Source organism: Bradyrhizobium sp. NAS80.1 (assembly GCF_001908205.1).
Classification (GTDB): domain Bacteria; phylum Pseudomonadota; class Alphaproteobacteria; order Rhizobiales; family Xanthobacteraceae; genus Bradyrhizobium.
Map to the genome: position 1 here is coordinate 25,733 of NZ_LGHL01000041.1, position 20,510 is coordinate 46,242.

The 20,510-nt window shown below is 64.7% G+C and carries 17 protein-coding genes and 2 pseudogenes; 6 read left to right on the forward strand and 13 right to left on the reverse strand.

What is annotated here, in order from left to right; translation table 11 throughout:
* Positions 1–173: 173 nt before the first annotated feature.
* The 7 genes and pseudogenes from adh to eno all read right to left on the reverse strand — a co-directional run bounded on the left by adh (position 174) and on the right by eno (position 8,058).
* Positions 174–1,683: pseudogene (gene adh, locus AC629_RS10240) on the reverse strand (aldehyde dehydrogenase).
* Positions 1,684–2,004: 321 nt separating this feature from the next.
* Entirely contained in the window at positions 2,005–2,964 is a 960-nt protein-coding gene (locus AC629_RS10245) for a helix-turn-helix domain-containing protein (protein WP_084804670.1), read from the reverse strand.
* Positions 2,965–3,181: 217 nt separating this feature from the next.
* Positions 3,182–3,499 (reverse strand): FtsB family cell division protein, encoded by a 318-nt coding sequence (locus AC629_RS10250; protein ID WP_084804671.1) that lies wholly within the window; start codon positions 3,497–3,499, stop codon positions 3,182–3,184.
* Between the two features lie 233 nt (positions 3,500–3,732).
* Positions 3,733–4,284, reverse strand: coding sequence for an NADPH-dependent FMN reductase (locus tag AC629_RS10255; protein WP_084804672.1), 552 nt, complete (start codon positions 4,282–4,284; stop codon positions 3,733–3,735).
* Positions 4,285–4,483: 199 nt separating this feature from the next.
* A complete protein-coding gene (locus AC629_RS10260) occupies positions 4,484–5,482 on the reverse strand; it encodes an MBL fold metallo-hydrolase (RefSeq protein WP_084804673.1) in 999 nt (332 codons plus the stop codon).
* 112 nt (positions 5,483–5,594) lie between these two features.
* A complete protein-coding gene (locus AC629_RS10265; RefSeq protein WP_084804674.1) occupies positions 5,595–6,734 on the reverse strand; it encodes a zinc-binding dehydrogenase in 1,140 nt (379 codons plus the stop codon).
* A 40-nt stretch (positions 6,735–6,774) separates the two neighbouring features.
* Positions 6,775–8,058 carry a phosphopyruvate hydratase gene (eno, locus tag AC629_RS10270; RefSeq protein WP_084804675.1) on the reverse strand — a complete coding sequence of 428 codons (1,284 nt, stop codon included), beginning with the start codon at positions 8,056–8,058 and terminating at the stop codon, positions 6,775–6,777.
* Between the two features lie 174 nt (positions 8,059–8,232).
* Between eno and AC629_RS10275 the strand changes: the two genes are divergently transcribed.
* Positions 8,233–9,204, forward strand: a complete 972-nt coding sequence (locus AC629_RS10275; RefSeq protein ID WP_084804676.1) for a Vgb family protein — start codon at positions 8,233–8,235, stop codon at positions 9,202–9,204.
* A gap of 30 nt (positions 9,205–9,234) precedes the next feature.
* A complete protein-coding gene (gene queF, locus AC629_RS10280) occupies positions 9,235–9,687 on the forward strand; it encodes a preQ(1) synthase (protein WP_074120056.1) in 453 nt (150 codons plus the stop codon).
* 72 nt (positions 9,688–9,759) lie between these two features.
* On the opposite strand, the gene AC629_RS10285 is transcribed toward queF, so the two are convergent.
* From AC629_RS10285 to AC629_RS10295, 3 genes are all read right to left on the reverse strand, one after another.
* Positions 9,760–10,968, reverse strand: coding sequence for an MFS transporter (locus tag AC629_RS10285; RefSeq protein ID WP_084804677.1), 1,209 nt, complete (start codon positions 10,966–10,968; stop codon positions 9,760–9,762).
* A complete protein-coding gene (gene kdsA / locus AC629_RS10290; protein WP_084804678.1) occupies positions 10,968–11,816 on the reverse strand; it encodes a 3-deoxy-8-phosphooctulonate synthase in 849 nt (282 codons plus the stop codon). The genes AC629_RS10285 and kdsA overlap by 1 nt, the downstream gene beginning before the upstream one ends.
* A gap of 126 nt (positions 11,817–11,942) precedes the next feature.
* Complete coding sequence (locus tag AC629_RS10295; protein WP_074120058.1) at positions 11,943–12,269, reverse strand: NIPSNAP family protein; 327 nt, start codon at positions 12,267–12,269, stop codon at positions 11,943–11,945.
* A gap of 195 nt (positions 12,270–12,464) precedes the next feature.
* On the opposite strand from AC629_RS10295, the gene AC629_RS10300 reads away from it, so the two are divergent.
* From AC629_RS10300 to AC629_RS10310, 3 genes are all read left to right on the forward strand, one after another.
* Complete coding sequence (locus AC629_RS10300; RefSeq protein WP_084804712.1) at positions 12,465–13,139, forward strand: response regulator; 675 nt, start codon at positions 12,465–12,467, stop codon at positions 13,137–13,139.
* Positions 13,136–14,506: a sensor histidine kinase gene (locus AC629_RS10305; RefSeq protein ID WP_084804679.1), complete on the forward strand. Its 1,371-nt coding sequence runs from the start codon at positions 13,136–13,138 to the stop codon at positions 14,504–14,506. The genes AC629_RS10300 and AC629_RS10305 overlap by 4 nt, the downstream gene beginning before the upstream one ends.
* Positions 14,507–14,624: 118 nt before the next feature.
* The gene (locus AC629_RS10310) at positions 14,625–15,275 is read left to right on the forward strand and encodes a class I SAM-dependent methyltransferase (protein ID WP_084804680.1); all 651 of its coding nucleotides are present in this window, start codon (positions 14,625–14,627) and stop codon (positions 15,273–15,275) included.
* A 23-nt stretch (positions 15,276–15,298) separates the two neighbouring features.
* Here the strand turns inward: AC629_RS10310 and pyrG are convergent, their stop codons facing one another.
* The 3 genes and pseudogenes from pyrG to tpiA form a co-directional block, all read right to left on the reverse strand.
* Positions 15,299–16,930: a CTP synthase gene (pyrG, locus tag AC629_RS10315; protein WP_084804681.1), complete on the reverse strand. Its 1,632-nt coding sequence runs from the start codon at positions 16,928–16,930 to the stop codon at positions 15,299–15,301.
* 167 nt (positions 16,931–17,097) lie between these two features.
* A pseudogene (gene secG, locus AC629_RS10320) lies at positions 17,098–17,485 on the reverse strand (preprotein translocase subunit SecG).
* 140 nt (positions 17,486–17,625) lie between these two features.
* Positions 17,626–18,381 carry a triose-phosphate isomerase gene (gene tpiA / locus AC629_RS10325; protein WP_084804682.1) on the reverse strand — a complete coding sequence of 252 codons (756 nt, stop codon included), beginning with the start codon at positions 18,379–18,381 and terminating at the stop codon, positions 17,626–17,628.
* A 222-nt stretch (positions 18,382–18,603) separates the two neighbouring features.
* On the opposite strand from tpiA, the gene AC629_RS10335 reads away from it, so the two are divergent.
* Entirely contained in the window at positions 18,604–20,502 is a 1,899-nt protein-coding gene (locus AC629_RS10335; protein ID WP_084804684.1) for a SurA N-terminal domain-containing protein, read from the forward strand.
* Positions 20,503–20,510: the final 8 nt, after the last annotated feature.

The window sequence follows — 20,510 nt, forward strand, 5'->3', positions numbered from 1 at the left end:
CGCACTGCAACGTGGCCGAAATTTTGCAAAATCTTTCGCGCTAATCAGGTAACAAATCGATCGTGACCGGCGCACGCGCAGATTCGTGAAGACGTCAAGAAGCGTTGCGACAACCATGTCCCGACATTCAGAGAGGGAGGCACCGAAACGGCCCACCCTCTCCGCTTGCTCGATCAGAAGAAGCCGAGTTTCTTCGGGCTGTAGCTGACCAGGAGATTCTTGGTCTGCTGGTAGTGATCGAGCATCATCTTGTGGGTCTCGCGTCCAACGCCCGACTGCTTGTAGCCGCCGAACGCGGCATGCGCGGGATAGGCATGGTAGCAGTTGGTCCAGACCCGACCGGCCTGGATGGCCCGGCCGAAGCGGTAGCAACGGTTGGCGTCGCGGCTCCATACACCGGCCCCTAAGCCGTAGAGCGTATCGTTGGCGATCGCGAGCGCCTCATCATCGGTCTTGAAGGTCGTGACCGAGACGACGGGACCAAAGATCTCCTCCTGGAAGATTCGCATCTTGTTGTGGCCCTCGAACACCGTCGGCTGCACGTAGAAGCCGCCGGCGAGATCGCCTGCGAGTTCGGCGCGTCCGCCGCCCGCGAGCACTTTGGCGCCTTCCTGCTTGCCGATGTCGATGTAGGAGAGGATTTTCTGCAGCTGAGGCCTGCGCGCCGATCATGGTGTCGGCTGCACGCGGATCACCCTGCTTGATCGCGGCGACGCGCTTCAGCGCTCGCTCCATGAAGCGGTCATAGATATCGGCGTGGACCAGCGCCCGGCTCGGGCAGGTGCAGACCTCGCCCTGGTTGAGCGCGAACCTGACGAAGCCTTCGATCGCCTTGTCGAAGAAATCGTCGTCCTCGGCGGTGACGTCGTTGAAGAAGATATTCGGCGATTTGCCGCCAAGTTCCAGCGTGACGGGAATGAGATTCTGGCTGGCATATTGCATGATCAGCCGGCCCGTCGTGGTCTCGCCGGTGAATGCGATCTTGGCAATGCGCGGGCTGGATGCGAGCGGCTTGCCGGCCTCCAGGCCAAAGCCGTTGACGATGTTGAGGACACCGGGCGGCAAGAGATCGGCGATGATCTCGGCCCAGACCATGATCGAGGCCGGTGTCTGCTCGGCCGGCTTGAGCACCACGCAATTGCCGGCGGCGAGCGCGGGCGCGAGCTTCCAGCAGGCCATCAGCAGCGGGAAGTTCCAGGGGATGATCTGGCCGACCACGCCGAGCGGCTCGTGGAAATGATAGGCGATGGTGTCGTGGTCGATCTCGCCGATCGATCCTTCCTGCGCGCGCACCACGCCGGCGAAATAGCGGAAGTGATCGATTGCGAGCGGCAAGTCGGCGGCGCGGGTCTCGCGGATCGGCTTGCCATTGTCCCAGGTCTCGGCAATCGCAAGGCGCTCGAGATTCTCTTCCATGCGGTCGGCGATCCGGTTCAGGATCGCGGCGCGCTCGGCGACGCTGGTGCGTCCCCAGGCGGCCTTGGCAGCATGCGCTGCGTCGAGGGCTGCCTCGACGTCGTGATGATCGGAGCGTGCGATCTTGCAGACGATCTGGCCGTTCACCGGCGAGGCGTTGTCGAAATACCTGCCGGAGATCGGCGCCACAAACTTGCCGCCGATGAAATTGTCGTAGCGTTCGGCGAAGGGAACCTGGGTGACGCCGAGGAATTCCACCTTGTTCATTGATCACTCCCGATGTTGATGTTGTGCGATCCATCGTGTGTTCACGACCTGCGCTAACGATCTCGCGGGAAGTGTTTTCTGTCAGCCCGGGCGGGAGCGATGGCCGGGCCGACCTGTCGCAGTCCTGCGACAGTCCTGGGCTATAGCCACAGGCAAGATGGGGCACTCGCGGCTTCCACATCGTCATTGCGAGCCACCGGGTCCGCGCGTAGCGCGGCCCGATGACAGGCTCCGCGAAGCAATCCAGACCGTCCCTGCGGAGGAATCTGGATTGCTTCGTCGCTTCGCTCCTCGCAATGACGACTGAGGAAGCGGCGGCACTCAGTGCTTCAGCTCGAACCGCTTGAGCTTCCTGTGCAGCGTGGCACGGCTGACGCCGAGGGCCTTGGCGGCCGCCGATACATTGCCGCCTGCGCGGAGCAGCGCCCGCTGCAACACGGCGCGCTGACCGCCGGCCAGATGGTCCCGCGCAGTATCGCCGCCGAGCAGATCGGCCGCGGGCATCGGTTGCAAGGCCCGGCCGGGCGCGATTCCGAGGGCCACCCGGGCAGACCGGGTCGCGCCGATCACGAGATCGTCCGCATCGACCGCGACGAGACCGCCGGACTGGCCGTCCCCGCCTTGCGTCAGCACGATGCGGGCATGGGCGAAGGCGCGGCGGAACAGCTCGGCCTCGATGCGCCTGGCCGCCTCGCCTGCCGCAAGCGCGATCAGGCTGGAGAACGCGTCAGTGCGGTCGGCGCGGCAGGAGGAGACGTCGAGCACGCCCGCGAGCGCGGCCTCGTGGTCATAGATCGGAACAGCAGTGCAGCTTAGCAGCGTGTCGCGGGTGAAGAAGTGCTGGTCGCGATCAATCGTCAGCGGCCGCTGCTCGACGAGGCAGGTCCCGATGCCATTGGTGCCCTCGTGCTCCTCGCTCCAAAGCGCGCCGGTCCACAGGCCCCATGATTGAAACGTGGCGTCGTCCGCCGGCGTGCCGCGCCGGTCGACCGGCACGCCCTTGCAATCGGCGAGCAGCACGCAACAGCCGCTTGCGCCGACCGCCTGATAGAGCCTGTCCATGGCGCCTTGCGCGGCGGCGAGCAGCGGGGCGATGCGCTCGCGCGCCTGGTGCAACTCGGCTTCGGTCAGCCGCATCGGCGCGCTGCGGCCGGCGGGATCGAGATGATGCAATCGGGACGAACGGCGCCATGAGGCCACGAGCGCGGAGCGCGCGGCCTGGCCTGACGCAATGGCGGCCTCGACACGGGCCGCGTGATGCCGGGACATTGGCCCATTCATCACTATTTCCTCCGGTAGCAGTCTAGGCTGTGCCGGCACGGCCCGGTTGATCTGCGTCAACCTGGGGGGCGACAGCGACGGAAGCCATGAGCCCGTTGCGACGCCGCGGTCAAGGCGGCAGTCCGGTTCCAGGGCTACGACTTTCGGTAGAATTGAAATGCGCCTGTCGGTTTTCGGCAACAGCTTTCGCAGCCGGTTTCGAAACCTGCGGAAAGCGCTAGTTCGCCGGGATCATCCGAACGAGATCATGCGGATTGACGTAGTCGAGCTGGAAGCGCGCCCGCTCGTCCAGCATGTCGGGATCGATCTTGTTGGTGCGCAGCAGCGACACGCGCTGCTCGCTCCTGGCACGCTCGCGCTTGAGCTGCGCCAGCTCGCTCGTCAGCGCGATGATCTCCTGGTCGAGTTCCTGGCGGGCGTTGAGGCCGTATTTGCCGGTGTAGGCGTTGACGCCGAAATAGCCGACGATGGCGGCCGCCATCGTATAGAGGGCAAGGCCGGTCAGGATCGATTTCAGACGCGCGCGGGAGACCATTTTGGGAAGATGGGACAGGTTGGTTAAGGGAGTGCTAAAACCCCCTGCCCGACGAGACGAACATCGCCCAACCCTCATGGTGAGGAGGTGCGCGAGCCCCGTCTCCGGACGATGCTTCGCATCTCTGGGAGGGCCATGAAGGCCCCCAGTGTCCCCGCGGCCATCCTTCGAGACGACCGCTTCGCGGTCTCCTCAGGATGAGGACTGGTTGTGTGGCCGCGGGGTATTCGACCTCAGCCGTGATGCTTCGCCACGTGGGCTGCGAACGCGTCGACATAGGCCTGGAGCACGGGCTTCAGCGATTCCTTGACCAGGTTACCCTCTGCATCGAAAGCATCGCCCACAGCGTTCAGGTAGGTTTCCGGCTGCTGCATGATCGAGCCGGAAATCCCCGGCAGGATGTTCTGCAGGTTCTTGGCGGCGTTGACGCCGCCGAGCGGACCCGGTGAGTTGGAGATGATGCCGACCGGCTTCCCGTTGAACGAGCTCTTGCCATAAGGCCGCGAGGCAACGTCGATGGCGTTCTTCAGCGCGCCCGGGATGCCGCGATTGTACTCGGGGGTGACGAAGATGATGCCGTCCGACTTCTGGAGCTTTTCGCGGAAGGCCAGCCAGTCCGCCGGCGGCGCGCCCTCGAGGTCCTGGTTGAAGAACGAGATGCCCGCCGGCGTGATGACCTCGAGCTTGAGCGAGGCCGGCGCGAGCTTTGCGAGCGCATTGGCGATCTTCAGCGAGAAGCTGTCCTTGCGCAGGCTGCCGGCGATCGTGACGATGTTGTAGGCCATGGGTTGTCCTTGAAGGCTGGAGCGGGAGTGCCGGTCGGCACTTAAGCCATCCCGGCCGATGGATGCAAGTGCATGAACCGGCCCGATTTGGAAACGCTGAGTTTCGCGAAAGCAGCTACGATCCGGTCCGCGTCCGTCTTCCAAAACAATCGGGCCGCCAAGCGGCGGCCCGATCTTTCGTGCAAATCTGCAAATCGGCTCAGATCGTCGGATTCCAGGCCGACGGGATCAGGCGATATTTGGCGCCGTCCTTCTCGACATGGCCGATCGAAGGGAAGGTGAAGTGGAAGCCGACCACGGTCGCCTTCTCTGCCGCCGCCATGTCATAGAACTTGTGGCGCGTCTCCTGCGCCATCGCGCCATCGACATCAAAGGCCACGTGCCAATCCGGATTGCGCAGGAAGAATTCCGGAATGTTGGTGACGTCCGACTGGATCAGGATCTTCGCATCGCCCGACGCGACGGCGAACGACGTGTGGCCCGGTGTGTGGCCAGGCGTCGCGATCGAGGTGATGCCTGGCGCGACCTCCTTGCCCCAATCGTATTTGTTCACCTTGGACTCGAGGCCGGCAAAGGTCTTCTTCACGTTGGCGAAGTAGTTCTTCATCATCGCGTTGGACTCGGCCTTGGCGGCGTTCTCGTCGCTGGTCCAGAACACCCAGTCATTGCTCGGCACCATGATCTCGGCGTTGGGAAATGCCATCGAGCCGTCGGCCAAGCGGATGCCGTTGGTGTGGTCGGGGTGCAGATGCGAGAGCAACACGATGTCGATGCTCTTCGGGTCGACGCCGGCGGCCTGGAGGTTTTGCAACGTGCGGCCGACCGCGCCCTTGCTCGCCTCGAAATTCGCAACGCCGTTGCCGCTATCGATCAGCACCAGCTTGGAGCCGGTGTTGATGAGCTGCGGATTGAACGGAACCGTGACCATGCCCTTCGGCATGTAGGCGGCGTCGGAAGCGGCGAGCGCCTCCTCCTTCGGGATGTTGACGACAAACTTGTCGGGCATCGGGAAGCTGCGCGCACCGTCATTGATCGAGGTGCACTCGTAGCTGCCGACCTTGTAGCGATAGAAGCCCGGCGCTTGTGTGCCGGCCTGCGGCACTGCAGCATTGACTGCGGTCGGTCGAAACCCGGTAACGGCAGCCGCGCCGATAGCAGCGGCGCCTGCGAGCAAATGGCGGCGATTGAGATCAGTCATGGAGATGTCCCCTTCTGAGCGCCTTGCGGTTTTTCCGCTTTCAATGGCGGCGGAATAATCTCCCGCTTAGCTCAGAAGGCAAGACGTCTTTTGGCCGACGTGCCGTCGCATATCACGATAATTTATTTGGGTTGATGAGGAATTTTTCGCCGGTGGCGCGTTTGGCGTACACCGCTATGTTGGCGAGATCGAGCGCCTCCTGGAGCGACACCACCTTGGTGTAGTGGCTGGCAAAGGTGGTCTTCAATTCGTCGACGACGCGCTGGCGCAGCTTGGCCCCGTCTGCCGGCCCGATCTTCATCAGGAACGGAAACAGCAGCCAGCCGCCGACGCCCCAGGCCATGCCGAAGCCGCGCGGCAGTTCGATCGGGCGGACATCGAGTGCGCCGTAGACGTAGACCTGCTTGTGCACGCTGGAGCCGTAACGGCTGTATTCCTTGGCGGTCTTGTTGATCGCGGCTTCCATGCAGTTGAGAATGTCGCCGGCAAGCTTGCCGCCGCCGATGGCGTCGAAGGCGATGGTGGCACCGGTTTCGACCAACGCATTGGTGAGGTCGCCGAGGAAGCTCGGCGCCGTGGAATCGACGACGTATTTGGCGCCGATCTTGTGCAGGATGTCGGCCTGCTCCTTGCTGCGCACGATGTTGACCAGCGGGATGCCGTCCTTGATGCAGATCTTGTTCAGCATCTGCCCAAGATTAGAGGCGGCCGCGGTGTGCACCAGCGCCTTGTGGCCCTCGCGCCGCATGGTCTCGGTCATGCCGAGCGCGGTGAGCGGATTGACGAAGCAGGATGCGCCTTCCGCGGGCGTGGTGCCTGATGGCAGCGGCAGGCACTCGCGCACTTTCAGAGTGCGGTACTGCGCATACATCGCGCCGCCGATCATGGCGACGGTCTTGCCCATCAGCGCCTTCGCGGCATCCGACGAGCCGGTCTTGATGACGACGCCCGCCCCTTCGTTGCCCACCGGCATGGACTCGTCGAGCCGACCTGCCATCGCCCGCATCGCGCCCTCTGGCACCTTCGCGGTGATGACCGGGGCATCCTTGCCGCCCGAAGCCTTCGCCGTGCTCATATCGGCTGCGCCGATCAGGAGCCCGAGGTCGGACGGGTTGATCGGTGCCGCCTCGACGCGGACGACCACCTCGTCCGCTGCAGGCTCGGGGGTCGGCACGTCGAGAAGCGAGATTTCGAGCTCTCCGCTCTTCTTGATCAGCGAACGCAGTTGCAGGCCGGTCTTGCCGTCGCTCATGTCGATCCTCCCCTTGTCCGGTTGCGCGCGGAGCGCTGGCTTATGCCAGCGCCTTCAGTGCCGCCTTGCCGCCATAGAGCGCCTGCTTGCCGAGCTGCTGCTCGATGCGCAGGAGCTGGTTGTATTTGGCGGTGCGATCGGAACGCGCAAGGGAGCCAGTCTTGATCTGACCGCAATTGGTGGCAACCGCGAGGTCGGCGATGGTGGAATCCTCGGTCTCGCCGGAGCGGTGCGACATCACGGAGGTGTAGCCGGCCTTGTGCGCCATCTCGACGGCGGCGAGCGTCTCGGTCAACGTTCCGATCTGGTTGACCTTGATCAGGATCGAGTTGGCCCGGCCGGCCTTGATGCCTTCGGCGAGGCGCTTGACGTTGGTGACGAAGAGATCGTCGCCGACGAGCTGGCACTTCTTGCCGATCAGGTCGGTGAGCTCCTTCCAGCCGTCCATGTCGTCTTCCGACATGCCGTCCTCGATGGTCACGATCGGATAGCGCGAGACGAGGTCGGCAAGATACTTGGCCTGCTCGGAGATCGAGCGGGTCTTGCCCTCGCCTTCATAGACGTACTTGCCGTCCTTGAAGAACTCGGTCGAGGCGCAATCGAGGCCGATCACGATGTCGCTGCCCGCCTTGTAGCCGGCCTTGCCGATTGCGTTCATGACGAACTCGAGCGCGGCATCGGCCGACGGCAGGTTCGGGGCAAAGCCACCCTCGTCGCCGACATTGGTGTTGTGGCCGGCCTTCTTCAATTCGGACTTCAACGTGTGGAACACCTCCGCGCCGTAGCGCAGGCCCTCGGCGAAGGAGGACGCGCCGACCGGCAGGATCATGAACTCCTGGAAGTCGATCGGATTGTCGGCGTGCACGCCGCCGTTGATGATGTTCATCATCGGCACCGGCAGCAGCCGCGCCGAGGTGCCGCCGACGTAACGGTAGAGCGGCATGTCGAGCGAGTTCGCAGCCGCCTTGGCGCAGGCGAGCGACACGCCGAGGATGGCGTTGGCGCCAAGCCGGCTCTTGTTCGCCGTGCCGTCGAGATCGATCATGATCTGGTCGATCTGGGCCTGCTGTTCGACATCGAGGCCGCTCAGGGCTTCGAAGATCTCGCCGTTGACGGCGCCAACCGCCTTGGCGACGCCCTTGCCGAGGTAGCGGGCCTTGTCGCCATCACGCAGTTCCACCGCCTCATGGGCGCCGGTGGAGGCGCCGGACGGCACAGCGGCGCGGCCCAGCGCGCCATCTTCCAGCACGACGTCGACCTCGACGGTGGGATTGCCACGGCTATCGAGAATTTCGCGGCCGATGATGTCGATGATGGCGGTCATGATGTGCACTTCCGTTCGTTAGGGCTGATCGGTGCCGCGGGTCTTACACGGAGCGCAAGCAAATGTGAACGCTTGGACGGCCTGCTTCGACTGACGCATGAAGTGCCCGGGACTAAGCTTGACGGCATCTGATCTGCGCGTCCAACCTCAATCTGAAACAGTCGGGGTAACGCAATGAATCGCCGTCAGTTTCTTGCCTCGAGCGCCACCCTCATCGCCGTCCGCCCAAGTTTTGCGCAGGAAGGCCCATTCCGGACAAAATATTACCCGATCAGCGCCGGCATCGGCCTGCACGACCTTGCCCCAGCTCCGGACGGCACGGTCTGGTTCACGGCCCAGGGCAAGGGCATGCTTGGCAGGCTCGATCCCCGGGATGGCACTTTCAAGACGGTCAGCCTCGGCCAGGGTGCCGCGCCGCACGGCGTGACAATCGGCCCCGACGGCGCGCCCTGGATAACCGAAGGCGGCCAGAACGCAATCGCGCGGGTCGATCCTTCCGACCTCAAGGTCACGCTGTTCCGCCTGCCCGAGAAATTCGCCTACGCCAATCTCAACACCGGCGTGTTCGACAAGGAAGGCACCTACTGGTTCACCGGCCAGTCCGGCTATTACGGCCGGCTCGCACCGAAGTCGGGCAAGATGGACGTGTTCAAGGCGCCCAAGGGCGTCGGCCCCTACGGCATCACGGTGACGCCCAAGGGCGATGTCTGGTACGCCTCGCTCGCCGGCAACTACATCGCCAAGATTGATCTGGCCACCGGCAACGCTGCCCTGCTCGAGCCGCCGACGCCGAACCAGGGATCACGGCGCGTCTGGTCGGACTCGAAGGGCCGGATCTGGGTCAGCGAGTGGAACAGCGGCCATGTCTCGGTGCACGATCCCGCCGACGGCTCCTGGAAGACCTGGAAGCTGCCGGGCGAGCGTCCCCGGGCCTACGCCGTCTATGTCGACGACAAGGACAAGGTCTGGCTCACCGACTTCTCCGCCAACGCGATCGTCCGCCTCGATCCCGCCACCGAGCGGTTCAACGTGTTCGCGAGCGACAAGGCCAATGCCAATGTTCGCCAGCTCGACGGGAGGCCGGGCGAGCTCTGGGGCTGCGAATCCGGCAACGACCGGGTGGTCATGATCCAGACGATCGCCTAAAGAAGCGTCCCCAACAGGACGCGAAACACGATGGCGAAAAAATCCCTTCAGCTCGGCCGTGCGGTCGAATGGCCGCACACACCGGAAGAGGCCCAGCTCGACCGCGTACCAAATCCGCAGGCGGGCACGGACTATCTGGTGCGCTTCACCGTGCCGGAGTTCACATCGCTTTGCCCCGTCACCGGTCAGCCCGATTTCGCGCATCTGATGATCGACTACGCGCCCGGCCAATGGCTGCTGGAGTCGAAGTCGCTAAAACTCTACATCGCAAGCTTCCGCAATCACGGCGCCTTTCACGAGGACTGCACGGTGATGATCGGCAAGCGCATCGCGAGCGAGATCAAGCCGAAATGGCTGCGCATCGGCGGCTACTGGTATCCGCGCGGCGGCATCCCGATCGACGTGTTCTGGCAGACCGGCCGCGTGCCGAAGGGCCTGTGGGTGCCGGAGCAAGGCGTCGCGCCCTATCGCGGGCGGGGGTAGTTTCTCTCAGAGACGATTGAATCAGCGCGCCACGCCGAGACTTGTGTCAACGCAGCGAAAAGCACGCCTCCGTCAGATCCGCGCGTCCGACGGTGCACGCGGTTTGAGCAGCCTCGCGCAGACGAGGCCCAGCGCGACCATGATCGCGGCGCTGGTCACCAGGGTCGGCATCTTGCCGGCGTGCTGAAGGCCGAAGCCATAGGCGAGCGGCCCGACCGTCTGCCCCATGAAGAAAAAGAACGAATGCAGCGACAGCGCGGTGGCACGCGCCTCAACCGAGAGTTCGCTGGCAAAAACCTGGAGGCAGCCATGGGCCATGTAGAAGCCCCAGCCCATCACGATGAGGTTCAGCGCCTGGACCTCCCAGCGCGGGCCGAAGGCGACGGCGACGAGTTGCGAGGCGACCAGCGTCATGCCCGCGATCATCATGCCCTTGACGCCGAGCCAGGGCAGCAGCCGTGACACCGTCAGCGTGTAGAACAGGCCGCCGACCGCGAATCCTGCGATGACGATGCCGGCGATCGAGAGTGAGGTCTGCCCGAGCTCGAACAGGAACGAGGCGATATAGGGAAACAGGCCGAGCACACAGCAGCCTTCGACGAACACGGCCGAATAACAGACATAGGCGTTTGGATTGGTGAAGATGGTGCGATAGCCGGCCTTCAGCGCGGACAGGCTCGTCCTCGGCTGATGCTTGACCTTGGCGCCGTGAAAACCGGCCGCCACTGCGATCGAGGCGGCGATGACGAGCCCGCCGAGCACTGCCAGCACGCCGCGCCAGCCGAGAAAGTCGCCGATCAGGCCGGAGGCGGAGGCGCCGAGCAGATTGCCGGTCATCGCGCCGGCAAGCGTGCGGCTGATCGCAACCTGTCGCTTCTCCGGCCCGACGAGATCGCTGGTCAGGCTGAGCGCCACTGGAAACACGCCGCCGGAGCCGATACCGGCAAGGATACGGGTGGCGAACAGGACTGAGAACGAGGTCGAAAGAGCGCCAAGGATGTTAGCAAGGCCGAGCAGCGCGAGGCAGCCGATCATCAGCCGCGTCTTGCCGAAGAGATCGGCGGCAGCGCCGACAATCGGCTGGATGATCGAGAAGGTGAAGGCGAACACCGCGGCAAAGCCTGCGGCGGTCGCGATGCTCACGCCAAAATCCTCGGCGACGTGCGGCAGCACCGGATCGAGCGCACGCGCCGACAGCGCGGCGGCAAAGCTCGCACCGGAGATGACGTAGAGCGCTGTTGGCAAGCCGTGATCGTGCGGCCGAGCCTCGCCTTGCTGCATCAACGCGGGTTCTTTGCGAGCGCGTCGAACGCCATCAGCGTGCGGATCAGCCCCTCGAACTCGCGCAGCGGCACCATGTTGGGGCCGTCCGATGGTGCCCTATCAGGGTCGGGATGGGTCTCGATGAAGACGCCCGCCACGCCGACCGCCACGGCCGCGCGCGCCAGCACCGGCACGAACTCGCGCTCGCCGCCCGAGGAGGTCCCCTTCCCGCCCGGCTGCTGCACCGAGTGGGTAGCGTCGAAGATCACGGGCGCCCCGGTGGTGCGCGCCAGGATCGGCAGCGCGCGCATGTCGGAGACCAGCGTGTTGTAGCCGAAGGCGGCGCCGCGCTCGGTGACGAGCACGTTGGGATTGTTCGCGCTCGTGATCTTGGTCACGACATTCGCCATATCCCAGGGCGCGAGAAACTGCCCCTTCTTGACGTTGACGACCTTCCCCGTCGCGGCGGCCGCAAGCAACAGATCGGTCTGACGGCAGAGGAAGGCGGGAATCTGCAGGATGTCCACCGCTTGCGCCACCTCGGCGCATTGCGTGGCCTCGTGCACGTCGGTCAGCACCGGCAGGCCAAGCGAGGAGCGGATCTCGGCGAAGATCGGCAGCGACCGCGCGAGCCCGAGGCCGCGGGCCGCCGACGCGCTGGTGCGGTTGGCTTTGTCGAACGAGGTCTTGTAGACGAGGCCGACCTTCAGCCGCGCGGCGATCTCCTTCAGCGCGGAGGCCACCTCCAGCGCATGCTGGCGGCTTTCAAGTTGGCATGGCCCGGCAATGATCGAGATCGGCAGATCATTGCCGAATTTGACCGTGCCAATGGTGACGACCGGCGCCGCTGACGTCGAAGAGCTCAAGGCAAATTTCCCTCGTTTCGCCGCGACCATAGCGGCGACGAGGGGCGGATCAACCCCATTCGCCCCGGGGCGTTCGAATATCAGGGTTGCGCCGGGGTTCCCCGCAGCGGCCCGTGCCGGGAGGCGCTACTTCACCGACGAGAAGGCCGTCGGCGTCAGGAGCTGGCTGACAATGTTACCGACGATTTGGCCGTCGGCCTCCGACTTTGCCCGCGCCTCCATCCAGTCCGGATCGATCACGAATGCGCCCCACTTCTTCTCGCGCTCGGCGAGCGACTCCCAGGCCAGGAAATAGGTCAACTCCTGGTTGGATTCACCGATCAGCGTGGTGAAGAATCCGGCCTGACGGATGCCGTGCTTCTCAAACAGCTTCAGCGTAACCGTCTCGAACCGCTTCAACAGCGCCGGCAAGCGGCCGGGCACGCAGCGATAGACGCGCATTTCGTAGATCATTCTCGTTTCCTCCCTTTCAGGTCCGGCGGTTATAATAGGTGGCCATGGCGGTGTCTTGAGCCCCGCCCGGTCGCCCTTGTTGCGTTTCGCGCATGACTGGACGGGCTGTGGGGCCAGTTCGCACAGTTGGTTCCCGCAATGCTGCCGCAATGATCGTGCCGCTAGATGTGCTCAATGCGGTTCAGGTGCCGGATCATGCGGATTTTGCTTGTCGAGGATGAGGCGGAGATGGCTGGCGCACTGGCGTCGGCGCTGAAGCGCTACGACATGGTGGTGGATCACGCCCCCACGCTTGCCGAAGCGGAAGAGGCCATTTCCGCCGAGGTCCATACCGCCGTCCTGCTCGACCGCCAGCTTCCCGACGGCGACGGCCTTACCCTGATCCCAAAGCTTCGCGCCCGCGCCGACGGCGTGCCGATCATCGTCCTGACCGCCCGCGGCGAGCTCGCCGACCGCATCGCCGGGCTCGACAGCGGCGCCGACGACTATCTGGCAAAGCCGTTCGCGGTCGAGGAGCTGCTGGCGCGCCTGCGCGCCGTGCTGCGGCGGCCCACCGGCCTCACACCGGACATCATCCGCATCGGCCGCCTCGCCTTCGATGTCGGCCATCGCGAGGCCAGCATCGACGGCCAGCCGTTCGAGCTGCCGCGGCGCGAGCTCCTCGTGCTCGAAGCCCTGATTCGCCGCATGGGCCGGACCGTGCTGCGCTCGGCGCTGGAAGAGGCCGTCTACAATTTCGACGACGAGATCCAGTCGAATGCGCTGGATACGCATGTCTCGCGGCTACGGCGCAAGCTTGCCGAGTCCGAGGCCGGCGTGGAGATCCACAGCATACGTGGCGTCGGCTATCTCCTGAAGAAGCTGCTATGAGCAAGCACGATGATCCCTATAGCCTGCGATCGCGCCTGAGCTGGCGCCTACTCTCGCTCCAGGCCGCGCTTCTGGTTGCACTGGTTGCCGTCGTCCTCGCAGCGCTGTCCGCGTCAGGCTTCGTGCTGGCCGGGCGGGATGAGGATCGCGTGATCGACGTCGTGCAGCGCGCGGTCGCGCGTGATGCGCAAGGTGGCCTGATCCTGCGCCAGACCCCCGAGCTGAAACAGTTGCGTGACGAGACGCCCGATCTCTGGTTCTTGGTCCGCGACAAGCGGGGGCATTCGCTGAGTGAAGGCGCCGTGCCCTCCGAATTCGCCGCGATCGGCAGCGGCCTCGACCAGATCAGCCAGGCGCGGCTCGGCTGGCAGCTCTTCGAGGATGATCCGCGCAAGCCGGCGGCGCGGTTGAAACGGGTCGACACCGACGCCGGCAATGTGCAGGTCATTACAGCGACGCAAGGACGGCTGACCGGCGCCAAGGCGCTGTTCATGACATCGATTGCGCTTCTTGGCATCGCCCTGCCCGGCCTGCTTCTGATGGGAACGGCGACCTTCATCGCGACGCCGATGATCGTGCGGCGTGCCTTCAGGGGCCTCAACACGACGGCGGACCAGGCCCGCCGCATCGACATCCATCAGCGCGGCGCGCGGCTGTCTCTGGACAAAATCCCGCTGGAGGTCGTGCCGCTCGTAACCGCGGTCAATGACGCGCTGGCGCGGCTCGACCAGGGCTACGCTCGCCACAAGCGCTTCGTCGCCGACGCCGCGCACGAGCTGCGCACGCCGATCGCGATCCTGAACACGCGGCTGGAATCGCTCCCGTCAGGTCCGGACAAGACCCGCCTCCTGGAGGATTCTGCACGGCTGGCAACACTTGCCGAGCAATTGCTGGACATCCAGCGGCTCGACCGCTGCGGCCGTCCATTCACGCGTGTCAATGTCGTCTCCATCGCGCAAGGCGTGGCTGCCGACCTCGCGCCGCTGGCGATCGCCGCCGGTTACGAATTGGCGCTCGATGCGCCCGAGACGCCGATCGAGACGACCGGCGATGCGGCCGCGCTGGAGCGCGCGCTGACCAATCTCGTGCAGAATGCGATCCAGCATGGCCCGCGCCGCGGCACGATCAGCATTCGCGTGAGCAGACCCGCGTGCATCGAAGTCACCGACGAGGGCGCCGGTATTCCGGCCGATCAGCGCGAGATGATCTTCGAGCCGTTCTACCGGGTCACCCCGCTCGATCGGGGCGCCGGCCTCGGTCTCAACATGGTCCGCGAGATCGTGCTCCTGCACGGCGGCCAGGTCTCGGTCACCGACGAACCGGACGGCGGCACCTGCTTCAGGATGACACTGCCGCCAAGCCGGTAAAGTTGATTCAATCCGCATCCGCCACTCACTAGCGCAATGTTGTCGCAATGCACTCCCGCGACACTGGATTCGCCTCACCTTTCATCTGCGAGGCGCAAACATTGATGCCGGAGTGCGCATGCCCAACGATTTCCTCTCGTTCTTCCTGTCCTGGCTGTCGGCCCCGCGTCGGGTCGGCGCAATCGCACCGTCAGGCGCGGCGCTTGCGGATCTCATCACGCGCGAGATCACCGCAGCGACCGGTCCAATCCTCGAGCTCGGCCCCGGCACGGGCGCGTTCACCCACAAGCTGCTCAAGCGCGGCGTGCGCCAGGAAGACCTCACGCTCATCGAATACGGCTCGGACTTCATGAAGCTCCTGCAAGTGCGCTTTCCCGGCGCGCGCGTTCTGTGGATGGATGCTGCGCGGCTGGCGGCGGAGCGTCTCTATGACGGTGCGCCCGTCGGCGCGGTGATCAGTGGCCTGCCGCTGCTCAACATGTCGACGCGCAAGGTCGTCTCCATCGTCGGCGGCGCGTTCACCCATATCCGACCGGGCGGCGCCTTCTACCAGTTCACCTATGGTGTGAGCTGTCCGATTCCACGGCCTGTGCTCGACCGGCTGGGACTGCGCGCAAAACTCGTCGATCGCGCGATGCTGAACGTGCCGCCCGCCGCCGTCTACAAGCTGACGCGACGGCCGCAGATGAAGCTCGTCACAGGATCGCTTGCGCCCGACGTTCCAACGGCAGTCGCGCCGCGGCGCTTGCAGCTGGAACCCGCGCCTTAGGAGCGAAGACTGGAGCTAAACGATCAAACCAGCCGGCTCTGCACCATCGCCGCCTGAATGAACGACGCAAACAGCGGGTGCGGCTCGAAGGGGCGCGACTTCAGCTCGGGGTGGAACTGGACGCCGATGAACCAGGGATGGTCCTCGTACTCGACGATCTCCGGCAGAACGCCGTCAGGCGAGAGGCCGGAGAATTTCAGCCCGTGCTGCTCGAGGCGGTCCTTGTAGGCCGTGTTGACCTCGTAGCGGTGACGGTGACGTTCGGAAATCTCGGTCGCGCCGCCATAGACTTGCGAGACGCGGCTGCCGCGATTGAGCGTCGCGGGATAGGCACCCAAGCGCATCGTGCCGCCGAGATCGCCAGCCTGCGAGCGCTTCTCGAGTTCGTTGCCGCGCAGCCATTCCGTCATGAGGCCGACCAGCGGCTCCTTGGTCGGGCCAAATTCGGTAGAGTTGGCGTCCTCGATGCCGACGAGGTTTCGCGCGGCCTCGATCACAGCCATCTGCATGCCGAAGCAGATGCCGAAATACGGCACGTCGCGCTCGCGCGCGAACTGCGCCGCCTTGATCTTGCCCTCCGCACCGCGCTGGCCGAAGCCGCCAGGCACGAGGATGCCGTTGACGTGCTCGAGGAATGGCGCGGGATCTTCCTTCTCGAAGATCTCGCTCTCGATCCAGTCGAGATTGACCTTCACCTTGTTGGCGATGCCGCCATGCGAGAGCGCCTCGATCAGCGACTTATACGCATCCTTCATGCCGGTGTATTTGCCGACGATGGCGATGGTGACGTTGCCCTCGGGATTGCGAACGCGCTCGTTGATCTCCTGCCAGCTTCGCAGCTCCGGCGGAACCCGCGAGCCGATGCCGAAGGCGGCCAGCACTTCATCGTCGAGGCCGGCGGCATGATAGGCCTCGGGCACAGCGTAGATGTTGTCGACGTCACGCGCCTCGATCACGGCGCTTTCGCGGACGTTACAGAACAGGCCGAGCTTGCGCCGCTCTTCCTTCGGGATCTCGCGGTCGGTGCGGCAGAGCAGAATGTCGGGCTGGATGCCGATCGAGCGCAGCTCCTTCACCGAGTGCTGCGTCGGCTTGGTCTTCAATTCGCCGGCGCTCGGAATGTACGGCAACAGCGTCAAATGGATATAGACGGCATGATCGCGCGGCAGCTCGTTCTTGAGCTGGCGGATCGCTTCGAAGAACGGCAGGCCCTCGATGTCGCCGACGGTGCCGCCGATCTCGACCAGCACGAAGTCGTAGTCGTCATTGCCGGAGAGGACGAATTCCTTGATGGCGTTGGTGACATGCGGCACCACCTGGATGGTCGCGCCGAGATAATCGCCGCGGCGTTCCTTGGTGATGATGTCCTGGTAGATGCGTCCCGTCGTGATGTTGTCGGCCTTGGTCGCAGGCCGGCCCGTGAAGCGCTCGTAGTGGCCGAGATCGAGATCGGTTTCCGCGCCATCATCGGTCACGAACACTTCGCCGTGCTGATACGGCGACATCGTTCCGGGATCGAGGTTGAGATAGGGGTCGAGCTTGCGGAGGCGGACCTTGTAGCCTCGGGCCTGCAGCAGGGCACCGAGTGCCGCCGAAGCCAGACCCTTGCCGAGCGAGGAAACCACGCCGCCGGTGATGAATATGTACCGCGCCATGGGACTTAACCTCTAATCCCTCGAATTCGATTCGCCAAAGCGATTCGTATTCCGCCCCAAAGATTTTGCGGGCCTGTGAGTGAGCCAAAACTAAGAGTAGTGACAGAGCCTTGATGGGGATTCCTGTTGCAGGACGGTAGAAGCCCCCCTGCATGGCCCCCCCCGCTTTATTGCGAGCGAGGCACCTGCGGGCCGCTCGGTGCCGGGGCCTGCTGCTGCTCGTCGGCCTTCTTCAGCGTGTCCAGGATGCCGCCCGAGGTCGGCGGCGCGATCGGCGCTCCGCCGGCGGGCTGGGTCTGCGACGCCGGCTGGCCGATGATCGACGAAGGCGCACGGTTGTACCCGGCGTACCAGGACAGGAACAGGCTGGTCAGGAAGAAGCCGGCGGCCAGAACCGCGGTGGTCCGCGTCAAGAGATTCGCGGTGCCGCGGCTCGACATGAAGCCCGCGCCTCCCCCCCATGCCGAGACCGCCGCCTTCCGACTTCTGGAGCAGGACGGCGCCGATCATGACAGCGACGATCATGAGGTGGATGACGATGACAACAGTCTGCATAGTATCCTTCCGTCACAAGCCGACAGCGCCGAGACGGCGGCCGATCGCGCTTCGCGGGTTTTCCTGAAGTTGCGCGGTGTTACACGATCGGGAGGTGCATTGCCACCCCCGATCGGCCGGGACCTGCGCTTTGCACTTAGCTAGGGGCAGCCCTTGGCGATCGCAAGGAAATCGGCCGCTTTCAGGCTGGCCCCACCGACCAGCGCGCCGTTGACGTCCTTCACCGCCATCAGCTCGGCCGCGTTCGAGGGCTTGACCGAACCGCCATAGAGGATGCGCATCCTGGCCCCGTCGGCCTTGAACCGGGAGGTCAGGAGTTCCCGGATAAACCCATGAATCTGCTCGACATCCTTGGCTGTGGGGGTCAGGCCGGTGCCGATCGCCCAGACCGGTTCATAGGCCACGACCAGATTGGCGGCGTTGGAGCCGTCCGGCAGCGATCCGTTGAGCTGGCCGCGCAGGATGTCCAGGGTCTGGCCGGCATCGCGCTGACCTTGCGTCTCGCCGATGCAGACGATCGCTGTCACACCGGCACGCCAGGCGGCCTCGGCCTTCTGCCGGATCAGGGCAGCGCCCTCGCCGTGGTCGGCACGGCGTTCGGAATGGCCGACGATGATGGCGGTCGCGCCCGCATCCGCCAGCATTTCGGCAGCGATATCGCCGGTATGGGCTCCGGAAGCCTTGGGATGACAATCCTGTGCTCCCACCGCGACCTTCTGACCCCGCGCTTTCTCGGCGAAGGCCGCGATCAGGGTTGCCGGCGGGCAAACCAGCAGGTCGGCCTTGCCGCTCACATCTGCCGCACCCTTGAGCATGGCGTCGAATTCGGCAGTCGCGGCCTTCAGGCCGTTCATTTTCCAGTTGCCGGCGATCAGGGGGCGGATGGCGTCGGTCATGTCAATTCCCAGCGAAATGAGGTTTGTGCATGCGCTAGCAGAGGAGCCGCGGCAGTTCCAGAGACCAGGGGCTTTTAACCGCAGCCGCGAACGAGCGCGTGACCTGAGGTTGCGGGGGGAAAGCCGCCACTTTATGATGATCTATCAATTCGGTGACGCGCTTTTGCGGAATCTGCATTAAGACGCGCTCCCGTTCCCCTCCTGCCAAACAAGTTGGACCAAATGCTTCGAGGAATGCGCAAGGCCTCATCAAACTGGCTCGGCAAAACCATTATGGCCGTGGTGATGGGCGTATTGATCATCAGTTTCGGCATTTGGGGCATCGCCGACATTTTCCGCGGCTTCGGACAATCCACGGTCGCCAAGGTCGGCAGCACCGAGATTTCGCTGAACGAGTTCCGCCAGATCTATACCGACCGCCTGCAGCAGATCAGCCGCCAGTTCGGCCGCCCGCTGACGCCCGACCAGGCGCGCGCCTTCGGCCTCGACCGCCAGGTCCTGCAGCAGACGATCGCGGAAGCCGCGCTCGACGAAGAGGCGCGCCGGATCGGCCTCGGCCAGTCCGACGAACAGATCCGCCAACTCATCATGAATGACCCCAACTTCAAGGGCGTAGGCGGCAACTTCGATCCGAACCGCTTCCAGGCCATGATCCGCAATTTCGGCTACACCGAGCAGCGCTACGTCGCCGAGCAGCGCAAGGTGTCGCTGCGCCGGCAGCTCACCGGCACGATCGGCGCCGGCCTCGAGCCGTCGAAGACCTTGATCGACGTACTGACGCGCTTCCAAAACGAGCAGCGCTCCATCGATTTCGTCAAGCTCGACGCAGCCCAGGCTGGCACTATCGACGCCCCCTCGCCCGAGGCACTCGCCGCCTATTTTGAGGACCACAAGGTCCAGTTCCGTGCGCCTGAATATCGCAAGATCGCCTTCGTCGTGATCTCGCCGGAAGAGATCGGCAAGTGGAGCGACGTCTCCGACGAGGACGCCAAGAAGGTGTTCGAGCAGCGCAAGGACCGGCTCGGCACCCCGGAGAAGCGCCAGATCCATCAGATCGTATTCCCCAACGCCGCAGACGCGCAGGCCGCCCGCGAGCGACTCGTCGGCGGTATGTCGTTCGAGGATCTCGGCAAAGAGCGCGGACTGACCGCGTCCGACGTCGATCTTGGCCTCGTCACCAAGTCTTCGCTCGACCCCGCGGTCGGCGATGTCGCCTTCTCGCTTCCCGCAGGTGAGATCAGCCAGCCTATCCAGGGCCGTCTCGGCACGTCTATCGTCAAGGTCGACAAGATCGAGCCGGGCGTCGAGGCGAACTACGCAAGCCTCGCCGGTGACATCAAGCGCGAGATCGCGACCGAGCGGGCGCATGTCAAGGTCGCCGATCTTCGCGACAAGATGGAGGACGAGCGCGGCGGCGGCTCCAGCGTGATTGACGCGGCGCAGAAGCTCGGCCTCACCGCCGTGACCATCGACGCCGTCGACCGCTCCGGCCGCGGCCCGAACGGCCAGCCGGTCGCCAACATCCCGCAGGGCCTCGACGTGGTGTCGCAGGCTTTCAACACCGACGTCGGCGTCGACAACGACTCGATCTCGTTCAAGGGCGGCTATGTCTGGTACGACGTGCTTGCCATCACGCCCTCGCGCGATCGCAATCTCGACGAGGTCCGCGACCAGGTCGAGGCGCGCTGGCGCCAGGACCAGATCGCCGCCAGGCTGAAGACCAAGGCGACCGAGATGGTGCAGAAGCTCGAACAGGGCGGCAAGCTCGCCGACGAGGCCGCGGCGCTCGGCCTCAAGATCGAGACCGCGACCGGCTTCAAGCGCGACGACACGCCCGCCGGCGTGCCCGCAGCCGTCGTTGCGGCCGCCTTCCGCACCGCCAAGGATGGTGTTGGGCAGACGGCCGTGACAGGCGGCAGCGAAGTGATCGTCTTCCGCGTCACTGACATCGTCGATCCCGCACTCGATGTGACCTCCGACGCGGCCAAGAAGCTGAAGGACAGCCTCGCCCGCTCGCTGACCGAGGAGCAGGTCGCGTCCCACGTCAACAAGCTTGAAACCGACATCGGGACCACCATTAATCAGGCCGCCTTCGCGCAGGTGACCGGCGCGAACCAGTGAGTTGAAAG